The 21480-nt window shown below is 72.1% G+C and carries 19 protein-coding genes; 6 read left to right on the top strand and 13 right to left on the bottom strand.

Features of this window, described 5'->3' with window-relative positions:
* Position 1: 1 nt before the first annotated feature.
* On the top strand, positions 2-475 hold the full coding sequence (locus AC0682_RS01290) for a hypothetical protein (protein WP_437441648.1): 474 nt from the start codon (positions 2-4) through the stop codon (positions 473-475).
* A gap of 60 nt (positions 476-535) precedes the next feature.
* On the opposite strand, the gene AC0682_RS01285 is transcribed toward AC0682_RS01290, so the two are convergent.
* From AC0682_RS01285 to AC0682_RS01275, 3 genes are all read right to left on the bottom strand, one after another.
* On the bottom strand, positions 536-1039 hold the full coding sequence (locus tag AC0682_RS01285; protein WP_254812964.1) for a GNAT family N-acetyltransferase: 504 nt from the start codon (positions 1037-1039) through the stop codon (positions 536-538).
* Between the two features lie 37 nt (positions 1040-1076).
* A complete protein-coding gene (locus tag AC0682_RS01280; RefSeq protein ID WP_478530414.1) occupies positions 1077-1631 on the bottom strand; it encodes an RNA polymerase sigma factor in 555 nt (184 codons plus the stop codon).
* Positions 1632-1929: 298 nt separating this feature from the next.
* Positions 1930-3093, bottom strand: coding sequence for a glycerophosphodiester phosphodiesterase (locus AC0682_RS01275; RefSeq protein ID WP_478530413.1), 1164 nt, complete (start codon positions 3091-3093; stop codon positions 1930-1932).
* 300 nt (positions 3094-3393) lie between these two features.
* On the opposite strand from AC0682_RS01275, the gene AC0682_RS01270 reads away from it, so the two are divergent.
* The gene (locus AC0682_RS01270) at positions 3394-4065 is read left to right on the top strand and encodes a lysophospholipid acyltransferase family protein (RefSeq protein ID WP_478530412.1); all 672 of its coding nucleotides are present in this window, start codon (positions 3394-3396) and stop codon (positions 4063-4065) included.
* 84 nt (positions 4066-4149) lie between these two features.
* On the opposite strand, the gene AC0682_RS01265 is transcribed toward AC0682_RS01270, so the two are convergent.
* Both AC0682_RS01265 and AC0682_RS01260 read right to left on the bottom strand, forming a co-directional pair.
* Positions 4150-5694, bottom strand: a complete 1545-nt coding sequence (locus tag AC0682_RS01265; RefSeq protein ID WP_254812961.1) for an MFS transporter — start codon at positions 5692-5694, stop codon at positions 4150-4152.
* Positions 5691-6242: a TetR/AcrR family transcriptional regulator gene (locus AC0682_RS01260; RefSeq protein ID WP_254812960.1), complete on the bottom strand. Its 552-nt coding sequence runs from the start codon at positions 6240-6242 to the stop codon at positions 5691-5693. The genes AC0682_RS01265 and AC0682_RS01260 overlap by 4 nt, the downstream gene beginning before the upstream one ends.
* Positions 6243-6542: 300 nt before the next feature.
* Between AC0682_RS01260 and AC0682_RS01255 the strand changes: the two genes are divergently transcribed.
* Positions 6543-8015 (top strand): FAD-dependent monooxygenase, encoded by a 1473-nt coding sequence (locus tag AC0682_RS01255; RefSeq protein WP_478530411.1) that lies wholly within the window; start codon positions 6543-6545, stop codon positions 8013-8015.
* Between the two features lie 66 nt (positions 8016-8081).
* A complete protein-coding gene (gene helR / locus AC0682_RS01250) occupies positions 8082-10238 on the top strand; it encodes an RNA polymerase recycling motor ATPase HelR (RefSeq protein ID WP_478530410.1) in 2157 nt (718 codons plus the stop codon).
* 27 nt (positions 10239-10265) lie between these two features.
* Here the strand turns inward: helR and AC0682_RS01245 are convergent, their stop codons facing one another.
* The 3 genes from AC0682_RS01245 to AC0682_RS01235 all read right to left on the bottom strand — a co-directional run bounded on the left by AC0682_RS01245 (position 10266) and on the right by AC0682_RS01235 (position 14133).
* Positions 10266-11237, bottom strand: coding sequence for an aldo/keto reductase (locus AC0682_RS01245; protein WP_478530409.1), 972 nt, complete (start codon positions 11235-11237; stop codon positions 10266-10268).
* 150 nt (positions 11238-11387) lie between these two features.
* Entirely contained in the window at positions 11388-12815 is a 1428-nt protein-coding gene (gene argH / locus AC0682_RS01240) for an argininosuccinate lyase (RefSeq protein ID WP_478530408.1), read from the bottom strand.
* A gap of 121 nt (positions 12816-12936) precedes the next feature.
* The gene (locus AC0682_RS01235) at positions 12937-14133 is read right to left on the bottom strand and encodes an argininosuccinate synthase (RefSeq protein WP_478530407.1); all 1197 of its coding nucleotides are present in this window, start codon (positions 14131-14133) and stop codon (positions 12937-12939) included.
* A 174-nt stretch (positions 14134-14307) separates the two neighbouring features.
* On the opposite strand from AC0682_RS01235, the gene AC0682_RS01230 reads away from it, so the two are divergent.
* Positions 14308-15015: a L,D-transpeptidase family protein gene (locus tag AC0682_RS01230; protein ID WP_478530406.1), complete on the top strand. Its 708-nt coding sequence runs from the start codon at positions 14308-14310 to the stop codon at positions 15013-15015.
* A 9-nt stretch (positions 15016-15024) separates the two neighbouring features.
* Here the strand turns inward: AC0682_RS01230 and AC0682_RS01225 are convergent, their stop codons facing one another.
* The 5 genes from AC0682_RS01225 to argC form a co-directional block, all read right to left on the bottom strand.
* Positions 15025-15561, bottom strand: a complete 537-nt coding sequence (locus AC0682_RS01225; protein ID WP_073769816.1) for an arginine repressor — start codon at positions 15559-15561, stop codon at positions 15025-15027.
* A gap of 25 nt (positions 15562-15586) precedes the next feature.
* Positions 15587-16798, bottom strand: coding sequence for an acetylornithine transaminase (locus tag AC0682_RS01220; RefSeq protein WP_254812956.1), 1212 nt, complete (start codon positions 16796-16798; stop codon positions 15587-15589).
* On the bottom strand, positions 16795-17724 hold the full coding sequence (argB, locus tag AC0682_RS01215; RefSeq protein WP_478530405.1) for an acetylglutamate kinase: 930 nt from the start codon (positions 17722-17724) through the stop codon (positions 16795-16797). The genes AC0682_RS01220 and argB overlap by 4 nt, the downstream gene beginning before the upstream one ends.
* Positions 17721-18875: a bifunctional glutamate N-acetyltransferase/amino-acid acetyltransferase ArgJ gene (argJ, locus tag AC0682_RS01210; protein WP_478530404.1), complete on the bottom strand. Its 1155-nt coding sequence runs from the start codon at positions 18873-18875 to the stop codon at positions 17721-17723. The genes argB and argJ overlap by 4 nt, the downstream gene beginning before the upstream one ends.
* Before the next feature lie 88 nt (positions 18876-18963).
* Positions 18964-19992 (bottom strand): N-acetyl-gamma-glutamyl-phosphate reductase, encoded by a 1029-nt coding sequence (argC, locus tag AC0682_RS01205; RefSeq protein WP_478530403.1) that lies wholly within the window; start codon positions 19990-19992, stop codon positions 18964-18966.
* Between the two features lie 596 nt (positions 19993-20588).
* Here argC and AC0682_RS01200 point away from each other — a divergent pair.
* A complete protein-coding gene (locus AC0682_RS01200; RefSeq protein ID WP_478530402.1) occupies positions 20589-21389 on the top strand; it encodes a hypothetical protein in 801 nt (266 codons plus the stop codon).
* Positions 21390-21480 lie beyond the last annotated feature (91 nt).

Here is a 21480-nt window from a genome sequence, read left to right as displayed (position 1 = left end):
CGTGAGTGACACCGAACGGCGCCCGGACCCCGCTTTCGAAGCCGCCACCGCAGACCCCGCCGCCTCCGCGCCCTCCCCGAAGGCGTCCTTCGAGCTGGGTACCGGCCCGGGCCGGGTGCTCGTCTGGTTCTACGGGGTGTTCACCGTCGCGGCGGCCTCGCGCTCGATCGTCGAGGTGGTCCGGGGCTTCGACCGGGCGCCGCTCGCCTACTCGCTCTCGGCCGTCGCCGCCGTCGTCTACGGGTTCATCACGTACTCGCTGGTGCGCGGGGGCGAGAGGGCCCGCAGGGCGGCGCTGGCGTGCTGCGCCGCCGAGCTGCTGGGTGTCCTGGTCGTCGGAGCCTGGACGCTGGCCGAGCCGTCCGCCTTCCCCGACTCCACGGTCTGGTCGGACTTCGGGATGGGCTACCTGTTCATCCCGGTGATCCTGCCGGTCACCGGGATGATCTGGCTGCGGCGCGCGAAGCGGGCCTGAGCACCCGCGGCCCGGACTCTCCGAGGGCCCGGTCACGTTCCGGGCCCTCTTGGGTGTCGGTCAGGCGCTGGCCACGAAGTCCTGGGCCGCGACGTCCTTCTCCAGCAGGATGAGCTGGACACCGTCCGTACCTGTGGCGTTTCCGACCTGGGCGTAGCCCGCCCGCCGGTAGAGCCGGAGGTTGCTCTCGCTGCGGTGTCCGGTGTGGAGCCGGAAGCGGGTGGCCGCGCGCTCGGCCGCGAGGGCCGACTCCGCCGCGTTCAGCAGCCGGGTGCCGAGCCCGTGGCCCTGGAGCCGGGGGTGCACGCAGAGCTTGCCGATCTGACCCGTACCGTCCGGGTCGGTGAATCCGCGTACGGAGCCGACCACTTCGTCTCCGAGGCGGGCCACGAACACCAGGTCGTCGGCGACTTCGCCGCGGACCGCGTCCAGGCTCTGGACGAGCGGGTCGATCCGGTAGTTGTCGTACAGCTCGGCCTCACGCTGGAAGCAGAGGTACTGGAGCCGGAAGATCTGCTCCACGTCCTCGGCCGTCGCCGCCGAGATGATCACGCTCATGCCCATGTGTGCACGCCTCCCGCTCACCTGTCCGCCCGGTTGCCTACCGCCCTCTTCCCCGCAGTTCAGGGACGACAACCTCCGCCGCGAGCATTCTGCGCAGACATCCAAGGCAACGGGAACGGATCGGGCCCAAACTCCCCTGTGACATACCCAACTCCCCTGCGATTTCCCGGTACGTCAGGTCGGTGGGCGACAGCAGCGCCTCCAGCAGCCGGGCGCAGCGTTCGGGCAGCCGGGCCATCGCGGCGCGCAGCGCGCGGCCCTCGGCGGCCCCGAGGGCGGCCCGCTCCGGACCGCCCGTGAGCGGATCGGCGGGTTCCGTCCCGGCGTACGGGCGTTCCCGCCGGACCGTACGACGGCCGCGCCGGGCCTCCGCCCGTACCGTGTCGCGCACCCAGCGGGCCGGGTCACCGGGCGGGACGGCGCCGGCGGGGCGTTCCAGCAGCCGCAGCCACACGGTCTGTTCGAGGTCGGCGGGGTCGAGCCCGGCGGCGGGTGCCTCGGCCCGCGCCTCCGCGCGGACCAGGGGCTGTAAGGCGCGGATGATCCGGGCGGTGGCGGCGGAGGGGTCGGGTTCATGATCGAGAAGTGTCATGCCCCGGCAAACGTGGGGGCGGGGCACCCGGTTGCCCCGCGCGGGCACCACCACCCGACCGGGGCACTCACGGGCCGGGCGGCTGACGCACCGGCACGCGCGTCGGCCGTCAGGCCCGTTGCATGCGAGGGAGCCGCCGGGTCCGCCCGTGCGGGAGGGGGCGGCCCGGGTCCGTTCCGTACGGGAGGGAACCGCCCGGGTCCGCCCGCCCGGGGGCCGTTCCGTACGGGAAAGAGCCGCCCGGGAGCCGTTCCGTACGCCGATCAGTCGCCGGACCCGGCCCGGACCGGAGGCGAGCTCACCGTCCGTCGAAGTCCGCCGCCGCGAGCAGGGCGGTGTCCGGGTGGTCGGTGAAGACGCCGTCGATGCCGGTGGCGAAGTAGGCGGCGTAGGCGCCGAAGACGTCACCGTAGGCGTTGGGGTCGGTGCCGCGCCGGAAGTCGGCGGGCAGGAACCTGTTCTCGTTGCGCAGGGTGTACGGGTGGAGGCGCAGGCCCCGGGCGTGCGCGTCCCTGACCAGCGTGGTCGGCCGGGTGAGCCGGCCCGAGGCGTCCTTAGGGATGATCAGGTCGAGCGTGGGTCCGATGCCCTGGGCGTAGGAGGCGATCCACTTCAGCCCGGCGGGCTTGATCAGGTCGGCCACCGTGCGCGGGTCGCCGGACTCGACGAAGTCCCAGGGGCGGCTGGTCGGCCCGGAGAGCAGCACGATGCGCGGGGTGTCGACCAGGCGGGCGAGGCGCTGGATGGAGCCGGGCTCGAAGGACTGGAGGATGAGCGGGGAGGTGCGGCGGTCCCGGCCGTAGCGGCGCAGCAGCCGGGCGAGGGGCTCCTCCAGGCCCAGGCCCAGGCTCCGGAAGTACGTGGGGTGCTTGGTCTCGGCGTACAGCCAGACGGGCTTGTGGCGCTTGCGGCCCTCCTGGTCGGCCCAGCGCAGGACCTCCTCGAAGGTGGGGACCGTCCAGCGGCCGTCGTAGAGGGTGTTGCCCGGGCGGTTGCCGGGGATGCGCTCCGTGGCCCGCAGGGTCTTCAGCTCGGCGAGGGTGAAGTCCTCGGTGAACCAGCCGGTGGAGGAGACGCCGTCGATGGTCTTGGTGGTCCTGCGGCCGGCGAACTCGGGGTGGTCGGCGACGTCCGTGGTGCCGGTGATGTCGTTCTCGTGGCGGCAGACGAGGTGGCCGTCCTTGGTGGGGACGAGGTCCTGCTCGACGATGTGCGCGCCCAGGTCCAGCGCGAGCTGGTAGGCGCCGATGGTGTGCTCGGGGCGGTAGCCGCTGGCCCCTCGGTGGCCGATCACCGTCGGCACGGGCAGGTCCCGCAGCGAGCCGTGGCCGCTCCCCGAGCCGCCGCGTCCCCGCTCGGCGGCCTGGGCGGCGGTGCCGGTCAGGCCGAGGGCCGCCGTGCCGAGGACGGCGGCGCCCAGAAGGGTCCGCCGCCCGGGGGTGCCGGTCACACGCTCCGTCATGATGCTCCTCGCTGGGTGAAGTCCGGCCTCTGCCGGGCGAGGCCCGATCGTAGGCACCGGGGCGGGCCGACAGGGCGGACGGGAGGCGAACGTGGCGGAAACACACGTCAACACCGCGTATCCGCTCCGTGAACCCGATGTGCGATCAGCCCGTACCCGCGAGTATCGTCCTCACCTGCACAGTCCGACACGTCGCACCACCGGACAACGCTCCGCACCGCCTGGCACCACCCGCGCACCACCCACGCACCACCTCACTCGACATCCCGGCCGGCCCGGCCATGACACCGGAGGAACCCGTTGTCCCGTCTCACGGTCTTCAAGGCAGTGCTCGGACCGATCCTGCGCCTGATGTTCCGCCCCCAGGTGGAGGGCGTGGAGAACATCCCCGGGACCGGACCGGTCATCTTCGCGGGCAACCACCTCACCTTCATCGACTCGATGGTGATGCCGGTCTGCGTCGACCGGCCGGTGTTCTACATCGGCAAGGACGAGTACGTGACCGGCAGGGGCCTCAAGGGCCGGCTGATGGCCTGGTTCTTCACCGGCGCCGGGATGATCCCGGTGGACCGGGACGGCGGCAGGGGCGGGGTCGCGGCGCTGATGACCGGGCGCCGGGTGCTGGAGGAGGGCCAGGCCTTCGCGATCTACCCGGAGGGCACCCGCTCCCCCGACGGCCGGCTCTACCGGGGCCGTACGGGCATCGCCCGGCTGACGCTGATGACGGGCGCCCCGGTGGTCCCGTTCGCCATGATCGGCACCGACAAGCTCCAGCCGGGCGGTGCGGGGCTGCCCCGGCCGGGCAAGGTCACGGTGCGCTTCGGCGAGCCGATGGAGTTCTCCCGCTACGAGGGCATGGACCGCGACCGCTATGTGCTGCGGGCGGTGACCGACTCGGTGATGTCCGAGGTGATGCGGCTCTCCGGCCAGGAGTACGTGGACATGTACGCGACGAAGGCCAAGGCCGCCTGAGCCGGACGACCTGGACGGCGTATACGAGGAGGGCCCGCACCCCGGTCTCACCGGGGCGCGGGCCCTCCTCCGTACACGGGCTTCCTACGGGTGCTCGATCCCGTCCTCCAGCTTCTGGCCCCGCAGCAGGAACCAGGCGGCGACGGCCGCCGCGAGGAGCACCGCCGACCCGACCCCGGCGGCGGACCGCATCCCCTCGACGAAGGCCTCCTGGGCCGCCGAGATCAGCGGGGCCGCCTGGGCGGCGGGCAGGGTGGTGGCCGCCTCCACGGCTCCGCCCAGCGACTCGTGGGCGGCCGACTCCACGTCGGCGGGGATGCCCGCCGGGGTCGGGAAGCCCCGGTAGACGCCGGTGACGATGGAGCCGAGCAGGGCGATACCGAGGGCGGCGCCCAGTTCGTACGCCGTCTCCGACACGGCGGAAGCGGAACCGGCCTGCTCCTTCGGGACGCTGGAGAGGATCACGTCGGCGGTGACGGTGAAGGAGAACCCGGCGCCGACGCCGACCACGAGCAGCATGGAGCCGAGCAGCGGGTACCCGGTGTGCTGGTCGAGCAGGGTCACCGTTCCCAGCGCCAGACCGACCGCGCCGAGCCCGCCCGCCACGACCGAGCGCACCGAGAACCGGCGGGCGGCGAAACCGGCCAGCAGACCGGCGGTCACCGCGCCGATGGCGGCGGGCAGTTCGGCGAGCCCCGCCTCCAGCGGGCCCCGGCCCTGGACCAGTTGGAGGAACTGGGAGAGGAAGAAGACCAGGCCCGAGAGACCGAGGATGGTCAGCAGGTCGGCGAGGACCGCGCCGGAGAAGCCCCGGTGCTGGAAGAGCCTCATGTCCAGCAGGGGTGCGGGGAGCCGGAGCTGGCGGCGGACGAACCAGGTGATCCCGAGCACACCGACCACGGCGGCCGCGGTCGGCCCCCAGCTCAGCCCGTGCGAGGCAGTCTCCTTGATCGCGTACACGACGCCGATCATGCCGACCAGGGACAGGCCGACGCTGAGCATGTCCCACGGGCCCGGGGCCGGGTTCTTCGACTCCGGGATCAGCTTGACGCCGACGACGACGAGCACGGCCATCACCGGCAGGTTGATCAGGAAGACCGAGCCCCACCAGAAGTGTTCGAGCAGGAATCCGCCGACGACCGGGCCGACCGCCGCGCCCGCCGAGGCCATGGCCCCCCAGATGCCGATGGCGAGGCTGCGCTCGCGGGGGTCGTGGAAGAGGTTGCGGATCAGGGCGAGGGTGGACGGCATCAGGGTGGCGCCCGCGACACCGAGCAGCGCCCGCGCCGCGATCATCATCTCGGGCGTGGTGGCGTACGCGTTGAGCACGGAGACCCCGCCGAACGCCACGGCACCGATCAGCAGCAGCTTCTTGCGGCCGATGCGGTCGCCGAGGGAGCCCATCGAGACCAGCAGACCGGCGATGACGAAGGAGTAGACGTCACCGATCCAGAGCAGCTGGTTGCCGGTGGGGGCGAGGTCTTCGCTGAGGAACGGGGTGGCGAGGCCGAGGACGGTGGCGTCGACGGCCACCAGCAGCACGGCGAGGACGAGCACGGCGAGCGCGATCCACCGCCCCGGGCGGCGCACGTCGTCCACGGTCTTCGGGTGCTGGTCGATGCTGGTCACTGCTCCACGCTCCGGCGTGCTCCGCCGAGCAGCAGCTCGACGATCATGTACTGGAAGTCCTGTGCGGCGACCCGCCCCGTCTTGACGGCCCAGGCCCCGGTGCCGACGAGCCCGTAGAGGGCCTCGGTCAGCCAGGCGGGGGTGAGGTCGATACGGAACTCACCGCGCTCCTGGCCTCGGCGGAAGAAGGCGGAGACCCGGGCGTCGGCGCGGTTCCAGCCCTCGTTGACCTGGTCGCCCTCGAAGAGCTGGTTCTCGTTGACGAGGAACGAGAGCAGCCCGGCACTGGGCTCGACGGCCGCCATGAGGCGGCGCAGCCCCTCCTCGGAGGTGCCCTCGTCGAGCCGGGCGGCGTCGAGGACCGCCTCGAACTCCTGGAGGCCCAGGTCTTCCAGCGCCTTCACGAGGGCGTCGCGCCCGGCGAAGTGGCGGTGGAGGGTGGCGCGGCCGATGCCGGCCGCTTTGGCGACCTCGTCCATGGTGGCGGTCGATTTGTGGGACAGCAGGGCGGCGGCGCTGCGCAGCACCTGCTCACGGTCGAGAGTCATGAGACAACCATAACTCGAATGAGACATACATGTCTCATCGAGAAGCGCGGCGAAGGCCCGGCTGCCCAGAGGGCGAGACGAGAGCCGCGAGGAGCCCGGTGTCCTACGAGCGGCGGGATCAGCACCAGAGGCGCGTGAAGGAGGGATCAGCAGGAGGTGAACCCACTCCTTGCCACTCTTAACTTATAGCGGATGGGGGGTCTTGCCGCAAGGCCCCCCAAATGCCGCACAATCGACCGCCGAAGCCGGGATCAGGAGCGCCGGCTGCGGGAATTCGACGTCGACAAGGGCGGAACTGTGATGATCGACGCAATCGTCGTCGGCGGTGGGCCGACGGGCCTGATGCTCGCCTGCGAACTGCGGCTGGCCGGGGTGCGGACCGTGGTGCTGGAGAAGCTGGCCGAGCCGACCCGGGAGAGCCGGGGGCGCGGACTGCACGTGCGCAGCGTCGAGGTGATGGACCAGCGTGGGCTGCTGGACCGGTTCCTCGCGGTGAGCGAGACGTTCCAGGTCGGCGGCTTCTTCGGGGGGATCCAGAAGCCCTGGCCGGAGCTGCTGGACACGGCACACCCGTACGGCCTCTCCACCCTCCAGCCGGTCACCGAGCGGCTGCTCCGGGAGCGGGCCGTCGAGCTGGGGGCGGAGATCCGGCCCGGCTGCGAGGTGGTCGCGGTGGGCCAGGACGAGGAGGCGGTGACCGTCGGGCTGGCCGACGGGACGCGGCTGCGCTCGCGCTATCTCGTCGGATGCGACGGCGGCCGGAGCCTGGTGCGCAAGGAGGCGGGCATCGCCTTCCCCGGTGAGCCCGCCACGGTCGAGACACTGCTGGGAGACATGGAGCTGGCCGAGGACCCCGAGGTGGTGGCCGCCGTGGTGGCGGAGGTGCGCAAGAAGGAGTTGCGGTTCGGCACCATCCCCAACGGGGACGGGACGCACCGCGTCATCGTGCCCGCCGACGGGGTCCTCGAGGAGCGGGCGGGCGCGCCGACCCTGGAGGAGTTCAGGGCGCGGCTGCGGGCGGTCGCGGGCACCGACTTCGGCGTCCGCGCGCCCCGCTGGCTCTCCCGGTTCGGGGACGCCTCCCGGCAGGCCGAGCGGTACCGGGCGGGCCGGGTGCTGCTGGCCGGTGACGCGGCGCACATCCACCCGCCGACCGGCGGGCAGGGGCTCAACCTGGGAGTGCAGGACGCGTTCAACCTCGGCTGGAAACTGGCCGCCGAGGTCAACGGGTGGGCTCCGGAAGGGCTGTTGGACAGCTACCACACCGAACGGCACCCGGTGGGCGCCCGGGTGCTGGAGAACACCCGCGCCCAGATCACGCTGCTGGGGACCGGTCCGGGGGCGCGAGCGCTGCGCGGACTGCTCGCGCGGCTCATGGACTTCGAGGAGGTCAACGCGTACGTCACCGGGATGATCACCGCCGTCGACATCCGCTACGACCTCGGAGAGGGCCACGCACTGCTCGGCCGCCGCCTTCGGGATGTCCGGCTGACGCGGGGCCACCGCCTCTACGAGCTGATGCGTGAGGGCCGCGGCCTGCTGCTCGACGGGAGCGACCGGAGCGGGACCACGGGCGGGCGGCTCTCGGTGGCCGGGTGGGCGGACCGGGTCGACCATGTGGCCGACACGGTGGAACCGGCCGATGAACCCGGCGTGCCCGCTGTCCTGTTGCGGCCCGACGGCCATGTGGCGTGGGCGGGGACGGGCGAGGACCAGGAGGGGCTGGCCGCCGGGCTGACCCGGTGGTTCGGCGCACCGGTGCCGACCGGCTGAGCCGTCCCGTACGTCCAGCAGACCCCTGCCCCCACCCCCGTACCCGGCAGAACGGAAAGCACCACCATGCCCCCCAGCGCCTTCCACCTCCCCGACCGTCTCTCCCCCAAGGCCGCCCCCGCCCTGATCGCCGCCGACGAGGAGCACTTCGCGGCCGTCGCCCGGACCCTGGACGAGCAGATCACCGAGCTGACCGCCCGTCTCGACGCCGAACGCCGGGCGCCCGGCGGCACGGGCCGGCAGGCGATGGACCGGGACGCCGAGATCCACCGGCTCACCGCCCGCCTACGCACCCTGCGCCGCTTCGGTCTCGACCTCTGCCTCGGCCGCATGGTCGCGGAGGACGGCTCCGCACCCGTGTACGTCGGCCGGCTCGGCCTCACCGACAGCGCGGGCCACCGGCTGCTGGTCGACTGGCGCTCCCCCGCCGCCGAGCCGTTCTTCGGCGCCACCCACGCCCACCCGACGGGCCTGGCGAGCCGCCGCCGCTACCGCTGGACGGACGGCCGGGTCAGCGACTACTGGGACGAGGTCTTCGCCCCGGACGCCTTCGCCGGACATGCGGCGCTCGATGACCAGTCGGCGTTCATCGCGAGCCTCGGCGCCAACCGCTCGGAGCGGATGCGGGACGTGCTCGGCACCATCCAGGCCGACCAGGACGCCGTCATCCGGGCGGGTTCCCGGGGCACGCTCGTCGTGGACGGCGGACCGGGCACGGGGAAGACGGTCGTCGCCCTGCACCGCTCCGCATACCTCCTGTACGCCGACCCGCGCCTCGCCCACCGCCGGGGCGGTGTCCTGTTCGTCGGCCCGTCCCGGCCCTATCTCGGGTACGTCGCTGATGTGCTGCCGAGCCTCGGGGAGGAGGGCGTACAGACCTGCGTCCTGCGGGACCTCGTCCCCGAGGGGGCCACGGCGGGCGCCGAGACCGACCCCGAGGTGGCCCGGCTGAAGGCGTCGGCGGAGCTGGTGCGCGCCGTCGAGACCGCCGTGCGGTTCTACGAGGAGCCGCCCACCGAGCCCCTGACCGTCTCGACCCCCTGGTGCGACCTCCGGCTGACCGCCGCCGACTGGGCGGTGGCGTTCGAGGCCGCCGGACCCGGGGCCGTGCACAACGAGGCGCGCGACCAGGTGTGGGAGGAACTGCTCACGCTCCTCGGGGAGAAGTGCGACGGTGAGGAGGCCGCCCCCGAGCTGGTCCGCAAGGCGCTGGGGCAGGACCGGGAGCTGCTCGCCGCCTTCGACCGGGCGTGGCCGCTGCTGGATCCGGCCGATCTCGTCGGTGACCTGTGGTCGGTCCCCGCGTATCTGCGGCTGTGTGCGCCCTGGCTGAGCCGCGACGAGGTCCGGCTGTTGCAGCGCGCGGACGCGCGGGCGTGGACCGTCTCGGACCTGCCGATCCTGGACGCGGCACGGCAGCGGCTCGGTGATCCGGAGGCGCCGCGGCGCAGGCGTCTTCGGCAGGCGGCCGCGGCGGCCGAGCGGGCGGGCATGGAGCAGGCCATCGACGCGCTGCTGGCCGACGAGACCCTGGCCGACGCGGATGCCGACGGCGAGGGCGCGCTGGTCATGCTGCACGGGCAGGACCTCAGGGACGCCCTGGCCGGCCCGGAGGCGTCCACGGACGCCGCGACGGACCGGCTGGCGGGCCCGTTCGCGCACATCGTGGTGGACGAGGCGCAGGAGCTGACCGACGCCGAGTGGCAGATGCTGCTGGTGCGGTGTCCGTCGCGGAGCTTCACCGTCGTCGGGGACCGCGCCCAGGCCCGGCACGGGTTCGCCGAACCCTGGCGGGAGCGGCTGGAGCGGGTGGGGCTCGACCGGGTGGCCCTCGCGTCGCTCACCGTCAACTACCGGACGCCACAGGAGGTCATGGTGGAGGCCGAGCCCGTGATCCGGGCGGTGCTCCCGGACGCCAATGTGCCGGTCTCGATCCGGACGGGCGGCCCGCCCGTCGTGCGGGGCCGGGTGGCGGATCTGGAATCGGTCCTGGACAGCTGGCTGGCCGCGCACGCGGACGGGACGGCCTGTGTGATCGGCGCGCCCCTGTTCCGGGGGCGGCCGCGGGTGCGGTCGCTGACCCCGCAGCTGTCGAAGGGGCTGGAGTTCGACTTGGTGGTATTGGTGGAGCCTGAGGCGTTCGGGGCGGGTGTGGAGGGGGCGGTGGACCGGTATGTGGCGATGACGCGGGCGACCCAGGAGCTCGTCGTCCTGACGGGCTGACGAGCCCCTGAGGCCGGACGGGGTCGGTCAGTGCCAGGGCAGGGCGGCCCGGTGGCGCCAGTACGACTCCGGCTCCTCCACCAGGGCGTCCAGCCGGGCCCGCTGCTCCTCGTCCAGGTCGACGACGGTGGCGTGCAGGTTCCCGGCGAGCTGGGTGGCGGTGGCGGCGCCGGAGAGGACGACGCCCGCCCAGGGCTGGTGCAGGACGAGCGCCAGGGCCACCGCGTCGCCGCCCACCCCCGCGTCGGCGGCGATCTCCTGGAACACGGCGGGCGCCTCGTCCCCGGCGAGCCGCCCGTTGGCCATGCCCTCCTTGACGATCACGGTGAGCCCGGCGTCATGGGCCTCGGCCAGGGCGGGGGCGGCGGAGGTCTCCAGGGCGTTGTAGGTGGCCTGGACGGTACGGAAGAGGGGGTTGCCGTCGACCGTGAGCGCGAGGGCGGCCCGGATGGCGTCGGCCTGGGCGGGGCCGCTGGTGGAGAAGCCGATGGCGACCCCTTCGGCGGCCAGGGCGGCCAGACGTTCGTGGAGTTCCTTGTCGGCGAGGGCCGGGCTGTCGGGGGTGAGGGAGTGGATCTGGTAGAGGTCGAGCCGGTCGCCCAGGAGTTCGCGGGTCTCGGCGCGCTGGCGCTCGAAGGTGGCGAGGCTGTGGTCCTTGACCTCGTGCGTCCCGGCGTCCGTGCGCCAGTCAGCGGTGTAGGTGTATCCCCACTTGGAGCCGACGACGAGGTCGGTGAAGGAGGGGCGGGCGTCCAGCCACTCGCCCAGGAACTCCTCGGCGCGGCCGTAGGAGCGGGCCGTGTCGACGTACCGGACGCCCTGCGCGTACGCCGCGTCCAGCAGCTCGTGCGTACGGGCGCGCAGGGACTCCATGTCCCGGCCTTCGGGGAAGTCCTCGTCGCGATGGAGGTTGATGTATCCGGGCCTCCCGACGGCTGCGAGTCCCAGTCCGATGTGGGCGGTCGGGGTCGTCGCGGTGGCCAGGGCGGTGAAGGGCATCGCGGGCTCCTCGGGATCGGTTGCGGGTACTCCTACCCCGGTCAACGTAGCCCGCGCCCCTCTCCGTACACCTGCGACGACACCGTGCGTACGGGGGGGCCACCCCCGTACGCACGGCACGCGCTCGGTAGTCACGGCGTCCGCTCCGACCTACCGGCGGGCGTCGGCCCACGCCTGCTGGGCCTCCAGGTCCTTCTTCACCTCGGCCAGCTGGACGGCGACGGCGGAGGGGGCCGTGCCGCCCCGGCCGCTGCGGGAGGCGAGGGCACCGCGCACGTTGAGGACGGTGCGGACCTCGGGGGTGAGGTGCTCGGAGATCTTCGCGAACTGCTCGTCGGTGAGCTGGTCCAGCTCGATGCCGTGCTGCTCGCACTCCTTGACGCAGGCGCCCGCGACCTCGTGGGCGACCCGGAAGGGCACGCCCTGCTTGACCAGCCACTCCGCGATGTCGGTGGCGAGTGAGAACCCGGCCGGGGCCAGCTCCTCCATGCGCTCGCGGTTGACGGTGAGGGTGGCCATCATCCCGGTGAAGGCGGGGAGCAGGACTTCGAGCTGGTCGCAGGAGTCGAAGACGGGCTCCTTGTCCTCCTGGAGGTCCCGGTTGTACGCGAGCGGGAGCGCCTTGAGGGTGGCGAGGAGGCCGGTCAGATTGCCGATGAGGCGGCCGGACTTGCCGCGGGCCAGCTCCGCGATGTCCGGGTTCTTCTTCTGCGGCATGATCGAGGAGCCGGTGGAGAAGGCGTCGTGGAGGGTGACGAAGGAGAACTCCTTCGTGTTCCAGATGATGATCTCCTCCGCGATCCGGGAGAGGTTGACGCCGATCATCGCGGTGACGAACGCGAACTCCGCGACGAAGTCCCGCGAGGCGGTGCCGTCGATGGAGTTGCCGGCCGAGCCGTGCTCGAAGCCGAGGTCGGCGGCGACCGCCTCGGGGTCGAGCCCGAGCGAGGAGCCCGCGAGCGCCCCGGATCCGTACGGGGAGACCGCCGTGCGCTCGTCCCACTGGCGCAGCCGCTCGGCGTCCCGGGAGAGGGACTGCACGTGGGCGAGCACATGGTGGGCGAAGAGCACCGGCTGGGCGTGCTGGAGGTGGGTGCGGCCGGGCATCGCCACGTCGGGGTGGGCCTCCGCGAGGCCGACCAGGGCTGCCTGGAGGTCCGCGATCAGGCCGCCGATGATCCGGGCGTGGTCGCGCAGGTACATCCGGAAGAGCGTGGCGATCTGGTCGTTCCGGGACCGCCCGGCGCGCAGCTTGCCGCCCAGGTCGGGGCCGAGCCGTTCCAGGAGCCCGCGCTCCAGGGCGGTGTGGACGTCCTCGTCCGCGATGGTGCCGGTGAAGGAGCCGTCCGCGACATCGGTCTCGAGCTGGTCGAGCCCGGCGAGCATCCGGGTCAGCTCGTCCTCGGTGAGCAGGCCCGCCTTGTTCAGGACGCGGGCGTGGGCGCGGGAGCCCGCGATGTCGTACGGGGCGAGCCGCCAGTCGAAGTGGACGGAGGCGGACAGCCTGGCCAGCGCCTCGGCCGGTCCGTCGGCGAAACGCGCGCCCCAGAGCCGGACGTCACCGTTGTTGCTGCTCACTGCGTGCTCCTCAAAGGCAAGGGCGTGGGGCCGGGGTGCGGATATGCGGCCGCCTCCCTGCCGCGTGACGACGGGGAGGCGGCTGTACAACGAGAAGAGGTCGGGCGAGGTACGCGTCGGGCTATGCCTGCAGATCACGCTTCGCGGCGATCTTCGAGGAGAGGCCGAAGATCTCGATGAAGCCCTGCGCCTTGGACTGGTCGAAGGTGTCGCCCGAGTCGTAGGTGGCGAGGTTGAAGTCGTACAGCGACTCCTCGGACCGCCTGCCGGTGACGACGGCACGGCCCGCGTGCAGGGTCATCCGGATGTCGCCGGTGACGTGCTGGTTGGCTTCGTTGATGAAGCCGTCCAGGGCCCGCTTCAGCGGGGAGAACCAGAGGCCGTCGTAGACCATCTCGCCCCAGCGCTGCTCGACCTGCCGCTTGTAGCGGGCCAGCTCGCGCTCGACGGTGACGTTCTCCAGCTCCTGGTGGGCGATGATCAGTGCGATCGCGCCGGGCGCCTCGTACACCTCACGGGACTTGATGCCCACGAGCCGGTCCTCGACCATGTCGATCCGGCCGACGCCCTGGGCACCGGCCCGCTCGTTGAGCTGCTGGATCGCCTGGAGGACCGTGACGGGGCGGCCGTCGATGGCGACCGGGACACCCTCCTTGAAGGAGATGACGACCTCGTCGGCCTCGCGCGGGGTGGCGGGGTTGGAGGTGTACTCGTAGATGTCCTCGATCGGCGCGTTCCAGATGTCCTCCAGGAAGCCCGTCTCGACGGCCCGTCCGAAGACGTTCTGGTCGATGGAGTACGGGGATTTCTTGGTGGTGGCGATCGGGAGGTTCTTGTCCTCGCAGAAGGCGATGGCCTTGTCCCGGGTCATCGCGTAGTCCCGGACCGGGGCGATGCACTTGAGGTCGGGGCCGAGCGCGGAGATACCGGCCTCGAAGCGGACCTGGTCGTTGCCCTTGCCGGTGCAGCCGTGGGCGACGATCCCGGCGTTGTGCTTCTTGGCGGCGGCGACGAGGTGCTTGACGATGGTCGGCCGGGAGAGGGCCGACACCAGCGGATAGCGGTCCATGTAGAGGGCGTTGGCCTTGATCGCCGGGAGGCAGTACTCCTCGGCGAACTCGTCCTTGGCGTCCGCGACCTCGGCTTCGACGGCACCGCAGGCGAGCGCGCGCTTGCGGATGACGTCCAGGTCCTCGCCGCCCTGGCCGACGTCCACGGCAACGGCGATGACCTCGGCGCCCGTCTCCTCGGCGATCCAGCCGATGGCGACGGAGGTGTCCAGGCCGCCCGAGTAGGCGAGTACGACGCGCTCGGTCACGGGTTTCTCCTTACGGTGCAATCACTGATGGGCATAACTATGCAGTGGTCCGTATGCTTTGTCAAAGCAGCAGGTCAGGGCGGCGCATACGGGTGCATGACCGACGGGTGGGGCACTGGGCCGTACGGAGCAGACGCGGAGGCCCCTCACCCGGGCCCGCCGTACGGTCCGGGCATGCGCCGACCCCTGCTGACCCTCGCCGTCCTCCTCGCCCTGGCCACCGGCTCCCTCGGGGCCGCCCCCGTTGACACCCCGCCTCCGCTCCCGTATCGGCTGGCGGACACCGGCGGCGGCTCGCAGCTGATCACGGCCGAGGCCCCCGACACCGGCTCGACCACCGGCACGGTGTCCTGGTGGGAGCGGCGCGGGGGCCGGTGGGTGGAGAAAGGCTCGGCTCCGGCGCGGTTCGGGGCGAACGGGCTGGCCGAGGGCGGCAGTCGTAAGCAGGGCACCAGCACCACGCCGACCGGGCTGTACGACCTGCCGTACGCGTTCGGCACCGAGGACGCCCCGGCGGGGACGCGGTATCCGTACCGCAAGGTGAACGACGACTCCTGGTGGTGCCAGGACAACGCCTCGCGCGCGTACAACCGCTGGGTGGAGCCCCGGCCGGACCACTGCCGGGCGGACGAGGCCGAGCATCTGGTCACGTACGGGACGCAGTACGCCCGGGCGCTGGTGATCGGGTTCAACTACGACCGTCCGGTACGCGGCCGGGGCGCCGGGATCTTCCTGCATGTGAACGGGCGCGGGGCGACGGCGGGTTGTGTCTCGGTCCCGGCCCAGGCCATGGCGGAGATCCTGGCCTGGGTGCGGCCGGAGCGGCGGCCGCACATCGCGGTCGGGACCTCGTCGGGCCCGACCGCGATCACGCGGTACTAGCTCTCCGGCTCAGCGGTCGTTCTGAGCGAGCCTCAGCAGATGGTCGGCGAGCGCCTGGCCACCGTGGGGGTCGCGGCTGATGAGCATCAGCGTGTCGTCGCCCGCGATGGTGCCGAGGATGTCGTGCAGTTCGGCCTGGTCGATGGCCGAGGCGAGGAACTGGGCGGCGCCCGGCGGCGTACGGAGCACCACCAGGTTGGCCGAGGCCTCGGCCGAGATGAGCAGTTCGGCCGAGAGGCGGCGCATCCGCTCCTCCTTGGCCGAGCCGCCGAGCGGCGCCTGCGGGGTGCGGAAGCCGCCCTCGCTCGGCACCGCGTAGATCAGCTCGCCGCCGGTGTTGCGGATCTTGACCGCGCCCAGCTCGTCGAGGTCGCGGGAGAGCGTCGCCTGGGTGACGCTCAGCCCGTCGTCCGCGAGGAGCTTGGCCAGCTGGCTCTGCGAGCGGACCGGCTGCCGGTTCAGGATGTCCACGATCCGGCGGTGGCGGGCGGTGCGGGTCTGCGGCACGGACGGCCCGCCGTGCTCGGTCTCCTGCGCCTCGGTCATCGTCGTCGCCTCATTCTCCGGAGGGTCATGCTCCGGATCGTCCGTCCCCGTGTGCCGCGTCGAGAGCGCCCGGCAGGATCTCCAGGAACGCGTCCACCTCCGCGTCACCGATGATCAGCGGCGGCATGAGCCGTACGACATCGGGGGCGGGCGCGTTCACCAGGAGGCCGGCTCCCTGGGCCGCCTGCTGCACCTGCGGTGCGAGGGGTCCGGTGAGCACGATACCCAGCAGCAGGCCGCTGCCGCGGACATGGGAGACCAGCGGGTGTCCCAGCGCCTCCACACCGTCGCGGATCCTCTCCCCGAGCCGCTTGACCTGGTCGAGCACGCCGTCGGCCGCGAGGGTGTCCAGGACGGCGAGTCCGGCGGCGCAGGCGACCGGGTTGCCACCGAACGTGGTGCCGTGGTGGCCGGGCTTCAGCAGGTCGGCGGCCGGGCCGAAGGCGACGGTCGCACCGATCGGCAGCCCGCCGCCGAGCCCCTTGGCGAGGGTGACGATGTCCGGCTCGACGCCCTGGTGGGCCTGGTGCTCGAACCACTGGCCGCAGCGGCCGATCCCGGTCTGCACCTCGTCCAGGACGAGGAGGGTGCCGGTGGCGCGCGTGATCTCGCGGGCGGCTTCCAGGTAGCCCTTGGGCGGGACGACGACCCCGTTCTCGCCCTGCGTCGGCTCGACGATGACCAGTGCGGTGTCGGTGGTGACGGCCGCGCGCAGGGCGTCCACGTCCCCGTAGGGGACATGGGTGACGTCACCGGGCAGCGGGAGGAAGGGCTCCTGCTTGCCGGGCTGGCCGGTGAGCGCGAGCGCCCCCATCGTCCGGCCGTGGAAGCCTCCGTCGGTGGCGACCATGTGGGTGCGCCCGGTGAGCCGGCCGATCTTGAACGCGGCCTCGTTGGCCTCCGCGCCGGAGTTGGCGAAGAAGACCCGGCCCTGACGGCCGAAGAGCTGGAGCAGCCGTTCGGCGAGCGCGACGGGCGGCTCGGCGATGAAGAGGTTCGACACATGGCCCAGGGAGCCGATCTGGGTGGAGACGGCCTCGACGACGGCGGGGTGGGCGTGGCCGAGGGCGTTGACCGCGATGCCGCCGACGAAGTCGAGGTAGCGGGTGCCGTCCTCGTCCCAGACGTGCGCGCCCTCGCCGCGGACGAGGGGCAGGCGGGGGGTGCCGTAGTTGTCCATCAGCGCGCCCTGCCACCGCGCGGTGAGTCCGGTCTCGGATCCGGTGCCGGTCGTCATGATTCCCCCAGTTCAGGACCTGTGTGTACGGCGACGGGAGCGTCGGGCACGACCATCGTGCCGATCCCCTCGTCGGTGAAGATCTCCAGCAGGATGGAGTGCTGGACCCGGCCGTCGATGACTCGGGCGGTCTCCACGCCGTTGCGTACGGCGTGGAGGCAGCCCTGCATCTTGGGGACCATGCCGCTGGACAGCTCGGGCAGCAGCTTCTCCAGCTCGCTCGCGGTGAGGCGGCTGATGACGTCGTCGCTGTTGGGCCAGTCCTCGTACAGCCCCTCGACGTCGGTGAGCACCATCAGTGTCTCGGCGTTCAGGGCGGCGGCGAGCGCGGCGGCCGCGGTGTCGGCGTTGACGTTGTAGACGTGGTGGTCGTCGGCGGAGCGGGCGATGGAGGAGACGACGGGGATGCGGCCGTCGTCCAGGAGCGCCTGGATGGCCCCGGTGTCGATGGCGGTGATCTCCCCGACCCGGCCGATGTCGACCAACTCGCCGTCGATGGTGGGCCGGTGCTGGGTGGCGGTGATGGTGTGGGCGTCCTCGCCGGTCATGCCGACGGCGAGGGGGCCGTGCTGGTTGAGGAGGCCGACGAGTTCGCGCTGGACCTGTCCGGCGAGGACCATCCGTACGACGTCCATCGCCTCGGGCGTGGTGACCCGCAGCCCCGCCTTGAACTCGCTGACCAGGCCCTGCTTGTCGAGCTGGGCGCTGATCTGGGGGCCGCCGCCGTGCACGACGACGGGCTTGAGACCGGCATGGCGCAGGAAGACGACGTCCTGGGCGAAGGCGGCCTTCAGCTCCTCGTCGATCATGGCGTTGCCGCCGAACTTGATGACGACCGTCTTGCCGTGGTGCCGGGTCAGCCAGGGCAGCGCCTCGATGAGGGTCTGCGCCTTCGGGAGTGCGGTGTGCTTCCGCGCCGTGCTCATGAGCTGTACGCGCTGTTCTCGTGGACGTAGTCCGCGGTGAGGTCGTTGGCCCAGATGACGGCGGACTCGGTGCCCGCGGCGAGGTCGGCGGTGATCCTGACCTCCCGGTAGCGCATGTCGACGAGGTCGCGGTCCTCGCCCACTCCCCCGTTCTTGCAGACCCAGACGTCGTTGATGGCGACGTTGAGCCGGTCCGGCTCGAAGGCGGCCTGCGTGGTGCCGATGGCGGAGAGGACCCGGCCCCAGTTGGGGTCCTCGCCGTGGATGGCGCACTTGAGCAGGTTGTTGCGGGCGATGGAGCGGCCGACCTCGACGGCGTCGTCCTCGGTGGCCGCGTTGATCACCTCGATCCGGATGTCCTTGGAGGCGCCCTCGGCGTCCCCGATGAGCTGCCGGGCGAGGTCGTCGCAGACGGCCCGTACGGCCTCGGCGAACGCGTCCTGCTCCGGGGTGATGCCGCTGGCGCCGGAGGCGAGCAGCAGCACGGTGTCGTTGGTGGACATGCAGCCGTCGGAGTCGACCCGGTCGAAGGTGGTCCGGGTGGCCTCGCGGAGGACGGCGTCCAGCTGCGGGGCGGGCACGTCGGCGTCGGTGGTGAGGACGACGAGCATGGTGGCGAGGCCCGGTGCGAGCATGCCGGCGCCCTTGGCCATGCCGCCGACGGTCCAGCCCTCGCCGCCCGCGACGGCGGTCTTGTGGACGGTGTCGGTGGTCTTGATGGCGATGGCGGCCTTCTCGCCGCCGTGCTCGCTGAGGGCGGCGGCGGCCTGCTCGATGCCCGGGAGCAGCTTGTCCATGGGGAGCAGGATGCCGATGAGCCCGGTGGAGGCGACGGCGACCTCGCCCGCGCTGTGGCCCTCCAGCACCTCGGCCGCCTTCTCGGCCGTGGCGTGGGTGTCCTGGAACCCCTTGGGTCCCGTACAGGCGTTGGCGCCACCGGAGTTGAGGACGACGGCGGAGACCGCGCCGCCCTTGAGGACCTGCTCCGACCAGAGCACGGGGGCGGCCTTGACCCGGTTGGAGGTGAAGACGCCCGCGGCGGCGCGACGCGGCCCGTGGTTGACCACGAGGGCCAGGTCCGGGTTACCGCTCTCCTTGATCCCCGCGGCGATGCCCGCCGCCGAGAATCCCTGTGCTGCCGTGACGCTCACTGCATCTCCTTGTTCGCTTCTCCGACCGCGCAGCGCGGCGGCGCGGCTTTCGTGGCCCTCGGCAGCCCGGTGGCTGCGCGCTCGACGCTCACGGTGCGACTCCGACCGTCGTGAGTCCGGTGTCCTCGGGCAGCCCGAGGGCGATGTTCATGCTCTGGAGGGCGCCTCCCGCGGTGCCCTTGGCGAGGTTGTCGATGGCCGCGACGACGACGATCCGCCCGGCGGCGGGGTCGTACGCGACCTGGACCTGGACGGCGTTGGAGCCGTACACGGAGGCCGTGGCGGGCCACTGCCCCTCGGGCAGGAGGTCGACGAACGGCTCCCCCGCGAACGCCTTCCCGTACACCGCCCGCAGGCTCTCCGCGCTCACACCCGCCGTCGCCTTGGCACTGCAGGTGGCGAGGATGCCGCGCGCCATGGGGGCGAGAGTGGGCGTGAAGGAGACGGTGACCGGCTGCCCGGCGGCGGCGCTGAGGTTCTGGATCATCTCGGGTGTGTGGCGGTGGCCGCCGCCGACGCCGTACGGGGTCATGTTGCCCATCACCTCGGAGCCGAGCAGATGCGGCTTGGCCGCCTTGCCCGCCCCGGAGGTCCCGGACGCGGCGACGACGACGGCCTCCGGCTCGGCGATACCGGCCTCGTACGCCGGGAAGAGCGCGAGCGAGACGGCGGTCGGATAGCACCCCGGCACGGCGATCCGCTTCACCCCGGCGAGCGCGTCCCGCCCGCCCGGCAGCTCGGGCAGCCCGTAGGGCCAGGTCCCGGCGTGCGGGGGCCCGTAGAACGCCTCCCAGTCCCCCGCGTCCTTCAGCCGGAAGTCGGCCCCCATGTCGACGACGAGGACCTCGTCCCCGAGCTGCTCGGCGACGGCGGCGGACTGCCCGTGCGGGAGCGCCAGGAAGACGACGTCGTGCCCGGCCAGCACCTCGGCGGTGGTGGGCTCCAGCACCCGGTCGGCCAGCGGCCGCAGGTGCGGCTGGAGCGAGCCGAGGGTCTGGCCCGCGTTGGAGTGCCCGGTGAGCGCCCCGATCTCGACTCCGGGGTGCGCCAGCAGGAGTCGGAGCAGCTCACCACCGGCGTATCCACTCGCCCCTGCGACTGCTGCGCGTACCGCCATCGGAACCCTCCTCGTTGATGGCATGACTATACGCAGTGCCGCACTTTTATGCAATCAGGGGTGACCTGTCGACGTGGGAACCTGGTGCGACCGAGATTTTTGCTTGGCGGACGAGCGTAGTAGTTGGCGGATCTTGCTTCGGTAACGCTGCGTTGTTGAGACTTGGCGCTCTCGTTGGCCCTTGAACGTTGCAGCTAGCCTGTGCCTGCCTGTGACTGAGCTCGGTAGGTGGCCCTTGAGCATTCCGGTTGGCCCCTGTGCATGATGGGTGGCCCCGTACGAGCCGCTGGATCACCGCCGAGAGGCTTCCGGTGGGCCGCCGGGCCAGCCATGATCAAGTTCCGGGGATTCGACAGTTGGGGTGTGACGTGGACTGGCGGACCGATCCGACGTTCGAGATGTGTCGGAAAGTGACGGACGGGGCGGACCTGGCCTCGTTCTCGGGGGGTCCGTTCGACGTGCGGGCGGCGGTGGCCAGCATCCTGCCCGAGCCTCGACAGGCCTTGGACTTGGATGCCGTCCCGTGGGGTAACTTCCCCCATGGGTACGACGTCCGGGAGGCGGTTTCCCTCCTGCGCGCTGGCGGCGAACCGGTCGTGGATGCGACGGGTGTGCTGTGGGGCCTGTGCGCCGACGACAGCCGGGCCGCCGCTGCCCTTGCCGTGCCGTTCCTCATTCCCCTCGCCATCAACGCCCACCACCCACACCGCACTGCCGCCCTCGCAGTCCTCTCCGGCCCCGTCCGTGCCAGGCACCACGGCGTCGCCTCTCGCGAGGAATTCCTCCTCCACCGCAACGATCCCCGGCGCCACGCCCCCGATACCCACGACGACTACGGCTACGAGGTGACCGGCTACCCGGCCGGCTGGTCGGTGGCCGCCGCCCGAGCCGCGATCACCACCGCCACCACCGCGCTCCTGCCCCTTCTTGGAGACTCCGACCCCACCGTCCGCGTCGACGCCGCCTACGTCCTGGCGACCGCCGCCGACCCCGCCCACACCATCCGGACTGCCTTGGCCAACGGATTCGCCACCGAAGGCGACGCCACGGTCCGCGCCGCCCTGCTCCTGGCCGCCGCCGAGATCACCCGGGCCCACCCGTACCCGCCGACTGTCAGGTGGCTGCGCGAACGGTGGCACGACCGAGCGGAGGCCCCCGAAGTCCGTCTGTCGGCGGCGGTCGGCTGGCTCTGCCTCACCGACCAATCCGCACCGGAGGAACTCCGCCGGGCCGTCGACACCCTCGCCGACAACGAGCGCGCACACGCCATGGAGGCCCTGCCGTGGATGAGCGCCGCCTCGGGCGCTAACGAACCAGGACTCCTGCGCTGCAGACGCTGCATGCTCCACCCAGAAGAACCTGACCCGGAAGAGGTCCTCTGGGACTCCTTGTTCTGAGCAACCGGTCGGCCAACTACCGTGCTCGGCCCGACTACCCGACTCGGGCACCCACCGCCCCGGCTCTTGAGGTTCCTGAGCTGGGCGTTAG

The sequence above is a fragment of the Streptomyces sp. NPDC043746 genome (assembly GCF_056436485.1).
The sequence above is the reverse complement of the archived record's forward strand: the minus strand, read 5'-3'. Positions and strand labels throughout refer to the sequence as shown.

What these genes read in the sequence shown, in the direction of transcription:
- AC0682_RS01285 (WP_254812964.1), bottom strand. Translation starts at nt 1,039, where the DNA reads ATGGGCATGAGCGTGATCATCTCGGCGGCGACGGCCGAGGACGTGGAG.
- AC0682_RS01280 (WP_478530414.1), bottom strand. Translation starts at nt 1,631, where the DNA reads ATGACACTTCTCGATCATGAACCCGACCCCTCCGCCGCCACCGCCCGG.
- AC0682_RS01275 (WP_478530413.1), bottom strand. Translation starts at nt 3,093, where the DNA reads ATGACGGAGCGTGTGACCGGCACCCCCGGGCGGCGGACCCTTCTGGGC.
- AC0682_RS01260 (WP_254812960.1), bottom strand. Translation starts at nt 6,242, where the DNA reads ATGACTCTCGACCGTGAGCAGGTGCTGCGCAGCGCCGCCGCCCTGCTG.
- AC0682_RS01255 (WP_478530411.1), top strand. Translation starts at nt 6,543, where the DNA reads ATGATCGACGCAATCGTCGTCGGCGGTGGGCCGACGGGCCTGATGCTC.
- helR (WP_478530410.1), top strand. Translation starts at nt 8,082, where the DNA reads ATGCCCCCCAGCGCCTTCCACCTCCCCGACCGTCTCTCCCCCAAGGCC.
- AC0682_RS01245 (WP_478530409.1), bottom strand. Translation starts at nt 11,237, where the DNA reads ATGCCCTTCACCGCCCTGGCCACCGCGACGACCCCGACCGCCCACATC.
- AC0682_RS01230 (WP_478530406.1), top strand. Translation starts at nt 14,308, where the DNA reads ATGCGCCGACCCCTGCTGACCCTCGCCGTCCTCCTCGCCCTGGCCACC.
- AC0682_RS01225 (WP_073769816.1), bottom strand. Translation starts at nt 15,561, where the DNA reads ATGACCGAGGCGCAGGAGACCGAGCACGGCGGGCCGTCCGTGCCGCAG.
- AC0682_RS01220 (WP_254812956.1), bottom strand. Translation starts at nt 16,798, where the DNA reads ATGACGACCGGCACCGGATCCGAGACCGGACTCACCGCGCGGTGGCAG.
- argB (WP_478530405.1), bottom strand. Translation starts at nt 17,724, where the DNA reads ATGAGCACGGCGCGGAAGCACACCGCACTCCCGAAGGCGCAGACCCTC.
- argC (WP_478530403.1), bottom strand. Translation starts at nt 19,992, where the DNA reads ATGGCGGTACGCGCAGCAGTCGCAGGGGCGAGTGGATACGCCGGTGGT.